The 14083-nt window shown below is 58.1% G+C and carries 12 protein-coding genes and 1 riboswitch; of the genes, 1 reads left to right on the top strand and 11 read right to left on the bottom strand.

Going from position 1 to position 14083, the window contains the following annotated elements; all coding sequences use genetic code 11:
- Positions 1-100: 100 nt before the first annotated feature.
- From ACIQYF_RS04845 to efeU, 11 genes are all read right to left on the bottom strand, one after another.
- Positions 101-1465 carry a UDP-glucose dehydrogenase family protein gene (locus ACIQYF_RS04845; RefSeq protein WP_402857413.1) on the bottom strand — a complete coding sequence of 455 codons (1365 nt, stop codon included), beginning with the start codon at positions 1463-1465 and terminating at the stop codon, positions 101-103.
- Positions 1462-1869, bottom strand: coding sequence for a 4-amino-4-deoxy-L-arabinose-phosphoundecaprenol flippase subunit ArnF (arnF, locus tag ACIQYF_RS04840; protein ID WP_402857411.1), 408 nt, complete (start codon positions 1867-1869; stop codon positions 1462-1464). The genes ACIQYF_RS04845 and arnF overlap by 4 nt, the downstream gene beginning before the upstream one ends.
- Positions 1866-2210 (bottom strand): 4-amino-4-deoxy-L-arabinose-phosphoundecaprenol flippase subunit ArnE, encoded by a 345-nt coding sequence (arnE, locus tag ACIQYF_RS04835; protein WP_402857409.1) that lies wholly within the window; start codon positions 2208-2210, stop codon positions 1866-1868. Before arnE ends, arnF begins: the two co-directional genes overlap by 4 nt.
- Positions 2207-3856, bottom strand: coding sequence for a lipid IV(A) 4-amino-4-deoxy-L-arabinosyltransferase (gene arnT / locus ACIQYF_RS04830; protein ID WP_402857407.1), 1650 nt, complete (start codon positions 3854-3856; stop codon positions 2207-2209). Before arnT ends, arnE begins: the two co-directional genes overlap by 4 nt.
- Positions 3853-4737: a 4-deoxy-4-formamido-L-arabinose-phosphoundecaprenol deformylase gene (gene arnD / locus ACIQYF_RS04825; protein WP_402857405.1), complete on the bottom strand. Its 885-nt coding sequence runs from the start codon at positions 4735-4737 to the stop codon at positions 3853-3855. Before arnD ends, arnT begins: the two co-directional genes overlap by 4 nt.
- Positions 4737-6728 carry a bifunctional UDP-4-amino-4-deoxy-L-arabinose formyltransferase/UDP-glucuronic acid oxidase ArnA gene (arnA, locus tag ACIQYF_RS04820; protein ID WP_402857403.1) on the bottom strand — a complete coding sequence of 664 codons (1992 nt, stop codon included), beginning with the start codon at positions 6726-6728 and terminating at the stop codon, positions 4737-4739. Before arnA ends, arnD begins: the two co-directional genes overlap by 1 nt.
- Positions 6725-7738 (bottom strand): undecaprenyl-phosphate 4-deoxy-4-formamido-L-arabinose transferase, encoded by a 1014-nt coding sequence (gene arnC, locus ACIQYF_RS04815; RefSeq protein ID WP_402857401.1) that lies wholly within the window; start codon positions 7736-7738, stop codon positions 6725-6727. The genes arnA and arnC overlap by 4 nt, the downstream gene beginning before the upstream one ends.
- Positions 7739-8298: 560 nt before the next feature.
- Positions 8299-9123: an iron uptake system protein EfeO gene (efeO, locus tag ACIQYF_RS04810; RefSeq protein ID WP_402857399.1), complete on the bottom strand. Its 825-nt coding sequence runs from the start codon at positions 9121-9123 to the stop codon at positions 8299-8301.
- A 43-nt stretch (positions 9124-9166) separates the two neighbouring features.
- Positions 9167-10480: an iron uptake transporter deferrochelatase/peroxidase subunit gene (gene efeB / locus ACIQYF_RS04805; protein WP_402857397.1), complete on the bottom strand. Its 1314-nt coding sequence runs from the start codon at positions 10478-10480 to the stop codon at positions 9167-9169.
- Positions 10477-11691, bottom strand: a complete 1215-nt coding sequence (gene efeO, locus ACIQYF_RS04800) for an iron uptake system protein EfeO (RefSeq protein WP_402857395.1) — start codon at positions 11689-11691, stop codon at positions 10477-10479. The genes efeB and efeO (ACIQYF_RS04800) overlap by 4 nt, the downstream gene beginning before the upstream one ends.
- Positions 11692-11699: 8 nt before the next feature.
- A complete protein-coding gene (gene efeU, locus ACIQYF_RS04795; protein WP_402857394.1) occupies positions 11700-12542 on the bottom strand; it encodes an iron uptake transporter permease EfeU in 843 nt (280 codons plus the stop codon).
- A gap of 174 nt (positions 12543-12716) precedes the next feature.
- A riboswitch (cobalamin riboswitch) is annotated at positions 12717-12916 on the top strand.
- 93 nt (positions 12917-13009) lie between these two features.
- Here efeU and cobW point away from each other — a divergent pair.
- Positions 13010-14080, top strand: coding sequence for a cobalamin biosynthesis protein CobW (gene cobW / locus ACIQYF_RS04790; RefSeq protein ID WP_402857392.1), 1071 nt, complete (start codon positions 13010-13012; stop codon positions 14078-14080).
- Positions 14081-14083: the final 3 nt, after the last annotated feature.

The following is a 14083-nucleotide window of genomic DNA, read 5'->3' as shown; positions in this document are numbered from 1 at the left end:
CTGCCCCAGGCGGCGATCTTTTGATGCGAGAGCACCGTCAAAAGATCACAGCCTGCAGCAGCTCCCACGGGAGGGAATCAATGGCGGCGTTGGTAAACCGTTAAACGGCTGTAGCGCCTTGCGATACCGGCAAGTTGCAAGACTCACCACGCCCCATCGGGAAGTACTGCAAGCCTGCACGGGTCAGGCGCTCGGTGTCGTACAGGTTGCGGCCATCGAAAATCACAGGGGTTTTGAGGCGCTGCTTGATCAGGTCAAAGTCTGGCGCCTTGAACTGTTGCCATTCGGTGCAGACGATCAAGGCATCTGCGCCGTTGAGCGTCGACTCCGGGGTGCCCATCAGGCTCAGGCGCGGCTCGTCACCGTACAGGCGCTGGGTTTCTTGCATGGCTTCAGGGTCAAAGGCCCGCACGTCTGCGCCCGCATCCCACAACGCCTGCATCAATATGCGGCTTGGGGCGTCGCGCATGTCGTCAGTATTGGGCTTGAAGGCCAAGCCCCACAGGGCAAAGGTTTTGCCTTTGAGGTCGCCCTTGAAGAAGGCCTTAATACGCTCGAACAGTTTATGTTTCTGACGCTCGTTGATCGCTTCAACGGCTTGCAGCAAATCGCTGGAGCAATTGACTTGCTGGGCGCTGTGGATCAGTGCGCGCATGTCTTTAGGGAAGCACGAACCGCCATAGCCGCAGCCAGGGTAGATGAAGTGGTAACCAATGCGCGTGTCGGCACCGATGCCCAGGCGCACGGACTCAATATCGGCGCCCAAGTGTTCGGCCAGTTCGGCGATCTGGTTGATGAAGCTGATTTTGGTCGCCAGCATGCAGTTAGCCGCGTACTTGGTCAGTTCCGCGCTGCGCAGGTCCATGTTGATGATGCGGTCATGGTTGCGGTTGAACGGGGCATACAGGTCGCGCATCACGTCGCGCACTTCATCACGTTCGCAGCCAATGATGATGCGGTCAGGACGGCGGCAATCGCTCACCGCTGAGCCTTCCTTGAGGAATTCGGGGTTAGACACCACGTCGAACTGCAACGAGCGGCCGGTCTTGCTCAAGGCGTTGTTGATATGTGCGGTCAGTGCGTCACCGGTGCCCACCGGCACAGTGGACTTCTCGACCAGAATCACGGGCTCTTCACGGTGGCGAGCGACGGCATCACCTACCGAGAACACCGCCTTGAGGTCTGCCGAGCCGTCTTCGCTGGGCGGGGTGCCGACAGCGATAAACAGTACTTGGCCATGCTCAACGGCGAGCTTTTCATCGCTGGTGAAACGCAGGCGTTTGCTGTCGAGATTTTCACGAACAAGGCTTGAAAGGCCCGGTTCAAAAATACTGACGTGACCTTGCTGTAACAGCTCGACCTTTTTCTGGTCAATGTCCATGCAAATCACGTCGTGGCCGACTTCCGCCAATACCGTTGCCTGCACCAGGCCTACATAACCACTACCAAATACACTGATTTTCATGCGCTGTTCCTGGAACCTGGGGTACGTCGAGAGTTGATCGTCAGCACCCCTAGAATGACCAACGTCACGCCAAGGGTTTTTGAAAGAGTAAAGTGCTCATGGAATACCGGCAGGCTGGCGGCCAGCAGGTAGACCAGAGCGTAGCTGATGCTAAGCAGCGAGTAAGCCCGCCCCAATGGCAGGTCACGCAAGGCCAGTAACCAGCACAGCATCGACAGCGCGTAAGCCAGTACCGCGGCCAATACCACGCCCAGCGCTGACAGTGATACGTCGCCCTGGCTGATTGCTTGCAGCCATTGGGCCGGCTCCGGCAGGCGGGTCATGCTCCAGCGCATGCCCAATTGGGCACCACTGACCAGTAATACGCTGCCACAAGCAAAGCAAAATCCACGGCGCAGGTTCATGCGTGTTGCCCCAGCAGAACCACACCGGCAATCACCAGACCGACACCTATCCAGTGGCGCAGGTCGATGGTTTCTTTAAACACGTAGCGCGCTACCAAGGTGATCAGAACAAAGTTAAGGCTGAGCATCGGGTAAGCGATGCCCACTTCAAGGCGTTGCAACACCAGCAACCACACCAGCAAACCCAGGCCCAGACACAGCAAGGCCAACCACAGCCAGGGGGATCGCAGCTTGTGGGCGATCCCCGATTGCGGCCCGCGCCAGCTTTCGACCGCGTACTTCTGAGCCACCTGGCCCGCGCACGTCAGCAGGCACGCCATCAGTAACAGGGTCAGGGTCATGGAGCGGTCTGCGGGTAAATCAAAATCACCATATTGCCTTCGTCAAAACGCTGGGCATCTTTGGGCAGCCTATCCATTTCATGGGATTCATCGCTGTCCTTGACCCGCATGACCACCCCGACCGGGCCTTTGAGGCGCGCGTCTGCCAACCAGGCCTGAATCTCCTCAAGGCCAATGCTTTTGCCTTTGGCATCGTCATAGGTCAGGCCGTATTTGACCTCACCCTGAGTGTTGTACAGCGTGACGTCAGGACGGCGCAGGCGCCAGGACAGCGCCGATGCCGCCCCCAGGTCGTTACTGAGCAGGGATTTGGCTGGGGCTAACGCATCCAGATGATGGAGCACAAACTGGTCTGGCATTTTGTTGTGCACCACGCTGCTCGGCATGCTGGCTGGCAGTACCAGTACCAGCACGCCCATGGCAACGGCAGGTGCGGCCCACATTTTTACCGGGCGAGACATCACCAGCAGGCCAGTGACAATCCAGGTCAGCAGCACCACGATCAACAACGTCATGTGCAGGGGTTCGTTGTCGTAAAACGGTTTTTTGATCTGGAAGAAGATCAGGGCCAGCAATGCAACGCTGCCCAGCAGCAGATTGACCAGGCCGTTCATACGCAGGGAAAGGGTTTTGACTTGCTCAACCCGATTTATCAGCGTATTGCCCAGCAGCAGGGCCAGCGGCAACATGCAGGGCATGATGTAAGTCGGTAGCTTGCCCTTGCTCAAGCTGAACAAGGCCAGCGGAAAAAACAGCCACATCAGTACGAATATCACACGGGCATGGCGCTTTTGCGTCCAGGCATCCTTGAGAGTGGCCGGCAGCAACGCAGCCCATGGCAGGCTGGAAACCACCATCAGCGGCAGGTAGAACCACCAGGGGCGTCCGTGCTGGGCATCTTCACCGGCAAAGCGACGAATGTGTTCGTGCCAGAAAAAGAAGCGCCAGTAGTCCGGTTCCTGCGCGTGTACGGCAAGTACCCAAGGCAACGAGACGATGGCCGCAACCAGCATTGCAAGCAGGCCGTATTTGACCAGTTCCAGAAAGCGCTTTTGCCAGACCATGTAGGGCAGGGCGATCAGCACCGGCAGCAGCAGGGCCAAAAAGCCCTTGGTCATAAAGCCCATGCCGCAGGCAAAACCCAGCAGTGCCCAGCTAAAAAGACGCTGGCCAGTGTGTTGGGTGTCGACTGCAAACCACAGTGCAACCAGGCTCAGGTTGACCCACAGGGTGAACTGCGGATCGAGGTTGGAGTAACCGGCCTGGCCTGCAATGAGGCCGAAAGTCATGTACACCAGTGCGCAGGCAAAGCTCTTGCGCGGATCATTCCATAAGCGCCGGGCCACGAGGTAGGCCAGCAGTACGCTAAGCCCCGTGGCAATAGCCGAGGCAATCCTTACGCCAAATAGGTTTTCGCCAAAAATGGCTTGCCCGATGGCAATCATCCAGTAGCCGGCAATCGGCTTCTCGAAGTAACGCAAATCCATGAAGTGCGGGGTGACCCAGTTACCGTCGACCAGAATCTGCTGGCCAATTTGCGCATAACGCGCTTCGTCCGGGATCCACAGACCGTGGGTGCCCAGGGGTAACAGGTAAAACGCAATGAAGGCCAGAATCAGCAGCGGTATCATCCAGCGTTGAGTCATGGCTTCTGCACTCCCAGCCAGCCTTCACGGCCGTCCAGTACGCCACGGCTCAATTGCCCGGCAGGCAGGCTGTTGAGATCGTCGGGAAGCAAGTCCCGCAGGGGCTGAAATTGGATGTCACGGGCACGGGCCTGCGCCAGCAATTGACGGAAGTCATTAGCCATTAGAATCCCTTCTACTTCTGCATGAATGGTGTACGCGTTCAGCTTTTGTGGGCTGAAGCGATCAAGAATGTATGAATTGAAGTCGGCAGCGCTCAGCTCAGGTCCAACTACTTCATCGAAAGTGGGTAAGTCCACAGGGATTTGCGGCGCGCCCAGTCTGCCGTCGGCCAACCTTGGCCGAAACAGACTGTGCCCGCGGCAATCACTGTTGTAACGAAAGCCAAAGGCTTCTTTGGCCTGGACTACGCGTTCATCTGCGCGCCAACCGGCAGCGGCCGAACATTCGACCGCTTGCCCGGTAATGTCGCTCAGGGTGTCGACACCCCGACGAATCTGCTCGATCAGTTGTGCCTCGCTCCAACGTCCGGTGTTGGCCTGCCAGCCATGGTGATCCCAGGCGTGCAGGCCGACCTCATGGCCCGCGGCCAGGGTCTGGCGCATCAAGTGCCCCAGATCCTGGCCGATAGGTTTGCCTGGCCAGGCAGTGCCGGCCAGCAAAATGTCCCAGCCGTACAGGCTGGCAGCTTTGGAGCGCATCATTTTCCAGAAAAAACGGGGCTTGATCAGCCGCCATAAATGGCGGCCCATGTTGTCCGGCCCCACGCTGAAAAAGAACGTGGCTTTAACGCCTGCTTCGTCGAGCAGTTCGAGCAACCGCGGAACCCCCTCGCGGGTTCCACGATAGGTATCGACATCAATACGTAGTCCAGCCTGCATCAGCGTTTTTCCGCGATTTCAACCATGGCTTCACGCAGGAAGAAATCCAGAGTCTTGCCGATGGTTTCGCTCAGCTCGGTGGTCGGTGTCCAGTCGATCAGGCGACGGGCATTTTCCACACTTGGCTTGCGGTGGCTGACGTCTTGATAGCCGGTGCCGTAGAACGACTGGCTTTCAACATCGCGGAAACCGGCAAACGGCGGGAAGTTGTCACGCAGCGGGTGCGCTTCGAACTGACGCAGCAACTCTTCACCCAGCTCACGAATACTGGCTTCGTTTTCCGGGTTGCCGATGTTGATGATCTGGCCGTCACACTTGCCGCCTTTGTTTTCAATGATGCGTGCCAGGGCTTCGATGCCGTCGGCCACATCAGTGAAGCAACGTTTCTGCTCGCCACCGTCTACCAGACGGATCGGCGTGCCTTCCACGAGGTGCAGGATCAACTGGGTGATGGCGCGCGAGCTGCCGACACGAGCGGAGTCCAGACGGTCAAGACGCGGGCCCATCCAGTTGAACGGACGGAACAGGGTGAACTTCAAGCCTTTCTGGCCGTAAGCCCAGATCACGCGGTCCAGCAGTTGCTTGGACACGGAGTAGATCCAGCGCTGCTTGTTGATCGGACCCACAATCAGGTTGGAGGTGTCTTCGTCGAAGTTCTTGTCCTGGCACATGCCATACACTTCGGACGTGGACGGGAAGATCACGCGCTTGTTGTACTTGACGCAGTAGCGCACCAGCTTGAGGTTTTCTTCAAAGTCCAGTTCGAATACGCGCAACGGGTTGCGGGTGTATTCGATTGGGGTCGCGATGGCTACCAGCGGCAGAACCACGTCGCACTTTTTGATGTGGTATTCGATCCACTCGGTGTGGATGCTGATGTCGCCTTCCACGAAGTGGAAGTTGGGGTGGCTGCGCAGGCGATCGATGGCGTCGGAGCCAATGTCCAGGCCATACACTTCAAAACGGTCGTCTTGCAGCAGGCGCTCGGACAGGTGGTTACCGATAAAGCCGTTCACGCCCAGGATCAGTACGCGGGTGCGACGGGCCGGACGGCCGGATTCGCTGCCGCGCAGGCGCGAGCCTTCAACCAGGCCCAGTTCGCGAGCCAGTTGCGGGCCGCTCAGGTACAGACCGTTTTCGTTACGCTGACCGGCGGTAATGACCAGAGAGTCCTGGCCGCACGCGATGCGCAGCGGGTCGCAGCTGATGACTTGGCCCGGTGCATGGCCCTGGTTGCCAGCGACAACTTCGGCGCCCCAGACAATCAGTTTGTGTTCGCCCACGGAGCAGAAAGCGCCCGGGTACGGTTGGGTGACAGCGCGAACCAGGTTGAACAGTTCTTCAGCCGGACGGGCCCATTGCAGCAAGCCATCAGCCGGGGTGCGACGACCAAAGTAAGTGGCCTTGGATTCGTCTTGCGGTGTTTCTTTGAACTTGCCTTGCCCCAGCACCGGCAAGATTTCGGCCAGCAGGCTGGCAGCGGTCTCGCGCAGCTTGGCGTGCAGGCTCAGTGCGGTGTCGCTGCGATCGATGCTGATGCGCTGTTGGGCAACAATGTCACCGGCATCGGCACGCTTGACCATGCGGTGCAAGGTGACGCCGGTTTCGGTTTCGCCGTTGACCAGCACCCAGTTGGCGGGCGCGCGACCACGGTAGCGAGGCAGCAGGGAGCCGTGCAGGTTGAACGCACCTTTGCTGACGCTGTTCAACAGTTCTTCGCCCAGCAGGTTGCGGTAGTAGAACGAGAAGATGTAATCGGCATTCAGCTTGCGAATGCGCTCGATCCACAGTGGGTGGTTAGCGTCTTCCGGTGCGTGCACCGGAATGCCTTTACGGGCGCAGAGTTGGGCCACAGAGCCGTAAAAGTTATTTTCCTTGGGATCGTCCGCATGGGTGAACACAGCAGCGATTTCATAGCCTGCATTGAGCAGGGCTTCGATGCCTGTGCAGCCAATATCGTGATAGGCGAAAACAACGGCTTTCAAACTCATGATTGGACCTGTGTCGAAGTAGAAGAAGACGAGTTGCTAGTTGTAACGGAAACAGCAGCAGGTTCGGCGCGCACGATCTTTTCGATAAAGAAGCGTGGCCGGGCACGCACATCGCTGTACATGCGTCCCAGGTATTCACCCAGCAGGCCCATGCCGATAAATTGGCCACCGGTGAATACGAATAGCACCGCAAACAGTACAAACGTACCGTCGCCAGCCCAGGTGGCACCAAAGATCAGGCGCAGGACGATCAACAGAATGGCGAACACACCCCCCAGCAACGCCATGCTGAAACCGATGATGCTCAGCAGGCGCAAGGGTGTGGTGGTCATGCAGGTGATCAAGTCAAACATCAGGTTGATCAGGCGCATAGGGCTGTATTTCGAATCGCCGTGTTCGCGCTCAGCATGCTGCACCAACACCTCGGTGGTGTGACGGGCAAAGCTGTTGGCGAGAATCGGGATAAAAGTGCTGCGTTCACGGCAGGCCAGCATCGCGTCGACAATCGAACGGCGATAAGCGCGCAACATGCAGCCGTAGTCGCTCATGGCAACGCCGGTGGAGCGTTGCACCGCAAGGTTGATCAGGCGTGACGGCCAGCGACGCCAGGCGGAGTCTTGACGGTTGTTGCGCACGGTGCCGACCACGTCATAGCCCAGGGCGGCTTGAGCGACCAAGCGCGGGATTTCTTCGGGCGGGTTCTGCAGGTCGGCATCGAGGGTAATGACGACATCACCCTTGGAGTTTTCGAAGCCGGCCATGATCGCGGCATGTTGCCCGTAGTTGCGGTTAAGGATCACCGCGACAACAGAACTGCCTTCACGTTCAGCGGCTTCCTGGAGGATTTGGGCCGATTGATCTCGGCTGCCGTCATCAACCAGTACGATTTCGTAAGGTTGAGTTAACTGGGCACAGGCCGCCTCGGTGCGCCGCAACAACTCGGGCAAGCTCTGTTCTTCGTTGTAGACCGGAATGACGATCGACACGCACTGGATAGGGTAGGGTTTCAAAATTTTCGTTCCAGTCAGTTTCAATGGCACAAGATAACTTGTCTCAGAAGTCAGCCCGCTCAGGCGCCGTGGAGAGACTACGCCTGCAGGCAGTAAAGCTTAAAACTGACAAAGGTAAAGTCTTCGAACTGCGTTATCTACATGATTTTCTTGCAAACTATTGGGGTTCCCCCACTTGCTGACGCATACGTTAAACGCACTATTGTGAAAAACCTATGAAAGTTGGATCAAGCGTGTGTTTTTTCTAATAGCTAGACAGGTGCTATTCAGGAAGCAATGAATAGGGCATAAACAGCGGCTTTGGTGATGAAAAACGGGGAGGGGCGCGGGTGCACATACTGACAGGGATTTAACCAATTTAAACAGTGACGTATGTCAATACTTAAACTAAAAACAGATTTTTTAACGTTAAAAAAACATCAGCACCAACCTGCAGATATGAGACGTGGGTCACATCGATTGGCGCCGATATACAACCATTCGGTGCTCTTGAGCGAACACCGACCTTGTAGAAACGAACATCACGCTTGGCAGAAGCGCATTGCCGCTAGACAGGATTTTTAGTTCAGACCCAGCTTGCCACGCAAAGTTGACAAGTCTTCGGCCAAGGTATTTACCGGGCCGATCAGCGCCTTGCGATCGTTATCTTTGACTTTGTCGTAGGTCTCAAACCCCCCTTCTTTGGTTTTGTACTTGGCCAGAATCTTGTCCACGGTGGCGAAGTTTTTGTCGACCTTGGCTACAAAGGCCTGGTCGTTGGTCGCGATGTGCGGACGGAACAGGTCAAAAATCTTCTTCGCGCCATCTACGTTGCCCTGGAAGTCATACAGGTCGGTATGGCTGTAGCGGTCTTCTTCGCCGGAAACCTTGGTCGCGGCAACTTCTTCCATCAGTGCGGCAGCACCGCCTACCACTTTCTCAGGCGGGAAGGTCAGACCGGCAACGCGGGTTTGCAAGTCTTTGACGTCGGTATTGAGCTTGTCAGCCAGTGCGTCCAGGCCTTGGGTGCTGTTCTCGGAGAACAGGGTGTATTCAATGCGGTGAAAGCCGGTGAAGTCTTCAGCGGTCACACCTTTTTCGTGGTCATCCACTCGGGAGTCGATGGAGGCATCGAGGTCGCTGAACAGTTCAGCAATCGGCTCAATCGACTCATAGTGCACACGGGTTGGTGCGTAGAGCTTCTTGGCAGTGGCCAGGTCGCCTTTTTTGATGGCGTCGGTGAATTTCTGTGTTTCTTGCGCCAGGGTATCGATTTCTTCGGTGACGTAAATCTTGTAGTCGGAAACAGGTTGCACCAGATCCAGCGGGGCAGTCGCCGCGAATACCGAGAGCGGGGTGTGCAACAAACCTAGAGCGATGAGCAGTGCGAGCGGCGTCTTCTTCATGGGACTGTATCCGGTGTGTTTTAGACTTGGGTTGGGGTTTGGATCACGTGCGGGTAAGCGGTGAAGCGGCGTTGAGCAAAGCGCGCCCAATGAAATCCTGATCGTTGCGCACGCCCGGCAAGGTGAAGAAGTAACCGCCGCCAATCGGCTTGAGGTATTCCTCCAGAGGCTCGCCGTTCAGTCGGGTCTGTACCGCGATAAAACCTTTGTCCAGATCGCTCTGGTAGCAAATGAACAGCAAGCCCATGTCCAGTTGGCCGTTTTTGTTGACCCCGTTGGAGTAGTTGAACGGGCGACGCAGGATCAGGCTGTTACTGGTTTGGGCGGTGCGCGGGTTGGCCAGGCGGATGTGGGCATCGAGCTTGGTGATTTTGCCTTCGGGGTCTTTGCTGTAATCCGGAACGTCGGTCTCGTGCTGGCCATCCATCGGCGCGCCACTGGCTTTGTTGCGCCCGAAGATGCTTTGTTGCTCTTGCAATGGGGTGCGGTCCCAGCGCTCAACAAAGTTGCGAATGATGCGTACCGCTTGATAGCTGCCATCCACCGCCCAATGCGGCTCGTCGCTGCCCGGCTGTACCCAGACAAGAGTGTTCATCAGGGTGTTGTCAGTAGAGTCCGGGTTGGCCGAGCCATCACGAAAGCCCAAAAAGTTACGTGCGCTTTGTGGCGCAACGCCCGGTTTGGTGGGCGCTTGCGGCGGTACGGTGCCTTCTTGCTTCCAGCGCACCAGCAGCAAGTCCGGCAGGTTTTTTACGATGTCGCGCAGGGCGTGAATGTTGGTGTCGGCGGTGTTGGCGCAAAACTGCAGGCTCAGATCGCCATGGCAAAACGCGGGCTCCAGCGCATCATTGGGAAAACCCTGCATGCGGCTCAGGCGCTTGGGTTTGACGCTGCTCAGGCCGAAACGCTCATCGAACAGTGACTCGCCGACCGAGACCGTCACTGTCAGGTTGTCCGGGGTGACTACCGGGCCGAGAATGCCGGAGTCGGCTGGCGGTAGCTTGGGGTCGACCTGGGGCACTTTGCCGCCTTTGGTCAGGAACGCGATGCGCTCATTCAGGGTGCGAAACAGGCGCTCCAAGTCTTTGCGATCACTGGCCAGCACATCAAAGGACACAAGCATGCCTGCAGCAGGGCGCGGCGTGACGATGCCGTTTTGGTGTTGGCCGTGGAACTCGTGATGGTCCTGGGTCTTGTCGCTGCTGGGCGCTTGGGTGACTTGCGCGTTGGCGCTGGCAGCCATGGCCGGGCAACTCAGGGCGCTGCCAGCCAGTGCAGCACCTGCCACCCCCATACCGAGGAGCACGCGGCGGCGTTGCAGATTGAATTCGCTAGGGCTGTTGTCTGAATCGCTCATGTATGTCTCGTCTGCAATGACAGGCCGAAAAGGCCGAGGGCGGGATCGATTCCATCGAGTGCATCGGCCAGAGCCTTGGCCTTGTGACTGATTTCTTGACGCTGAGCGGCGCTCACTGTGTCGTACGTGAGGTAGCCTTTATCGTTTTTCAGCCGGCTGAGTTCGGCTTCGAGAGCGGAGCTGGCGGTATCAATGTTGAGCAGGATGTCGGCATTGTTTTTGGCCAGTAACGGACGCAGCAGATCGACCACCTTGCGCGTGGTCTCAAGGTTGGCGGCGAAGCCGGACAGGTCGATATGGCTGTAACGTTCTTCTTCACCGCTGGCGGCACGGGTGTCCGCCAGGTTGTGCAATGTGCGCGAAACAATATTGACCAACTGCTCGGGCGCAAGGGATTGCGCCAGCAGTTGTTGCCTGAGCAGGACCGCATTGGCTTGCAATTGCTCGGCAAAGGGCGCCAGGCCTTGGGTGCTGCGTTGCTCAAACAGGCCGTATTCGAGGCGATGGAAACCGCGGAACCCCGGGTCCTGTTCGCGTTTTTCGAAGTAGTCGGCGCGGGCGTTGATGGCGTTGTCCAGTTCAGCCAGGCGCTGTGCGGCGGGGGCCAGGCGCTGATAGGCCTCGCGTGCCGGGACATAAAGAGCCTGTGCCTGCTGCAAGTCGCCGCTGGCGATCGCTTGCGACAATGCGTCAACCGCTTTGATCAGGGCGTTGCCCTGGCTGCTCAAGTACACCCGAAACTCTGACAAGGGGCCGATGAACGCCACCATCGATGGATGCGCCTTGGCGCTGGCTTGCGATTGGGCTGTCGGTGTGACGTGCAGGGTGCCGCGCGGATTGCTCAGCAGGCCGCAGGTAATGGCGTAATCACCGGGCGCGAGGTTGGCGTTGATCACCTGGCTGAGGCCGGGAGCAATGTTCTCGCGCTCTTCGATCACCAGCACGCCGTCGAGGATTTCCCATTCGACGGCGCGCTCCGAGACGTTGACGATACGGAAACTGTTAAAGCCGGCAGGCACGGTCAGCGCATTCGGTTCGCAACTGTGGGGGTGAATCGTCACCGTGATTTCATTGCTGTGCACCTTGCGTTTGGCCGTAGCCAGTTGCGAGGCGTAATAGAACAACCCGCCGGCCGCGATCATTACGATCACCGAACCGGCCACAGCCCAGCGCAGCGCGCGTGGGGGATTACCGCTTGCAGGGGTAGACATGCAGGACCTTATGAGTTCGTCACTGAAGTGGGTTGGATGGCGTTGGGCGGTGTTGGGGCGCGGAAGAACAGGGCCAGTGTCACCACCAGATAAATCACGTAGGCGCCGATCACACTCACAGTGGGGGCGTCCTGATAGCCGAACATCCCGGCCAGAATCGAACCCAGCGGGCCGTCCATCGGCAGCGTGGCGCTGATGTCGAAGACCACGTCTTGCAGGTGATTCCACAGCCCGGCTTCGTGCAGGGCTTGCACCGAGTTGGCCAAAATGCCAGCGGCAACCACCAGAATGAACAGGCCGGTCCAGCGGAAAAACAGCCCCAGGTTCAGACGCATGCTGCCGCTGTAAATAGCAAAGCCCACCAAGATCGCCAGAATCAACCCGAGCAGGGCGCCCAGAGGTGCGGCCGGGCCTTCACTTTGTTGAAACACCGCGAGCAGGAAAAACACAGTTTCCAGCCCTTCACGCGCCACGGCGAAAAACACCATGGCAATCAGGGCTGTGACCTGATGTTTGGAACCGGCAAGGGCGTGATCCAGTGAGGTGTGCAGAGCCTGCTTGATCGAGCGGGCGACCTTGCGCATCCAGAACACCATGGAGCTGAGAATGCCAACGGCGATCAGGCCGACGATGCCTTCGAACAGTTCCTGCTGCTTTTGCGGGAATTCGGCGCTCATCAGTTCCAGGCCGCCGCCGACCAGCAGCGACAGGGCGGCCGCGAGGAAAACCCCAATCCACACCGCAGGCATCCACTGGCCACGCCCGGTTTGCTTGAGGTAACTGGCAATGATGCCGACGATAAGCGCGGCCTCAATACCTTCGCGCAGCATGATCAGAAAGGGAACCAGCATGGGCAGAACACCGCGTTGCGAATGGGTAGTGCCAATTTGTAACATATTGATACGTATTGCCAAACAAGAATCGATTTCATTTGCTGAACAGTGGCTGAACGAAAAAGTGACGCCGGAGCCCCCGGTTCTGACGCCTGTACACAGCGCCAACATTGACCTGTTACAAAGCACTGCGTAGCCTTGTGCGCTCGAGGTTCTTCGCAGCGCGAAGCTAAGATGGGAACGCGGTATGCCGCGGCTGCCCCCGCAACTGTAAACGGTCAATTACCCTGCCACGCCACTGCTTGATACGCGGGAAGGCGCAGGGAATGGGGCTGCCTAGGGCAGACCCCCAGCCGTAAGCCAGGAGACCTGCCTCGTGTCAGATTCTTACTTCAACCGGGCGGGGTGATCCGGTGGCGAATGTTTGCCGCTCCTATGAGCCGGTCGTCGTCCCGTATGCCCGCCGCTTTGCCAAAGGGCATCCGATGAAAACACTGGCCAAAACCCCCGTCACTATCGTTACCGGCTTTCTCGGTTCGGGCAAAACCACCTTGCTTCGCCACATGCTGGACAACGCCCAGGGTCGGCGTATTGCAGTGATCGTCAACGAATTCGGCGAGTTGGGTATCGACGGTGAAATCCTCAAGCAATGCACCATCGGGTGCACTGAAGAAGAAGCCAACGGCCGCGTCTATGAACTGGCCAACGGCTGCCTGTGCTGCACCGTGCAGGAAGAGTTCTTCCCCGTGATGCGCGAACTGGTGGCCCGTCGCGGTGACATCGACCATATCCTGATTGAAACCTCGGGCCTGGCCCTGCCAAAGCCGCTGGTTCAAGCGTTCCAGTGGCCAGAAATTCGCAGCGCCTGCACCGTTGACGCGGTGATCACCGTGGTCGACAGCCCGGCCGTTGCACGTGGCACTTTTGCCGCCTTCCCGGAGCAGGTCGATGCCCAGCGCAAACTCGATCCGAACCTTGACCACGAGTCCCCGCTGCACGAACTGTTTGCCGACCAACTGGCCAGCGCTGACTTGGTGATCCTCAACAAAGCTGACCTGATCACCCCTGAAGACTTGGCCAAAGTCCGCGCCGAAGTGGCTGAAGAACTGCCACCGGCGGTGAAAATCATCGAAGCCAGCAGCGGTCGTCTGCCACTGGAGGTATTGCTGGGTCTGGGCGCCGGGTCCGAAGATCACATCGACAGCCGTCACAGCCACCACGACCATCACCACGATGGCGATGATGACCACGACGATCACGACCACGATGCCTTCGATTCCATCTCCATTGAACTGCCACAAGCAGAAGAGCGCGTGCTGCTGGACGCCCTGACGCAATTGGTGGTCAAGCACGACATCCTGCGGGTTAAAGGCTTTGCGGCGATTCCTGGCAAGCCGATGCGCTTGCTGATTCAGGGTGTGGGCACGCGTTTTGACAAGCACTTCGACCGCGCCTGGGGCGGTGATGAAGCGCGCACCACCAAACTGGTACTGATCGGCCAGGACCTGGACGCCGCACTGCTTGAGTCCTCCCTGCGTACAGCGTTGAGCGTTTAACCC

It is taken from the genome of Pseudomonas sp. NPDC096917 (assembly GCF_044762555.1).
In the GTDB taxonomy this organism is placed as follows: Bacteria; Pseudomonadota; Gammaproteobacteria; order Pseudomonadales; family Pseudomonadaceae; genus Aquipseudomonas.
This window is presented reverse-complemented; position numbering and strand designations above follow the sequence as displayed.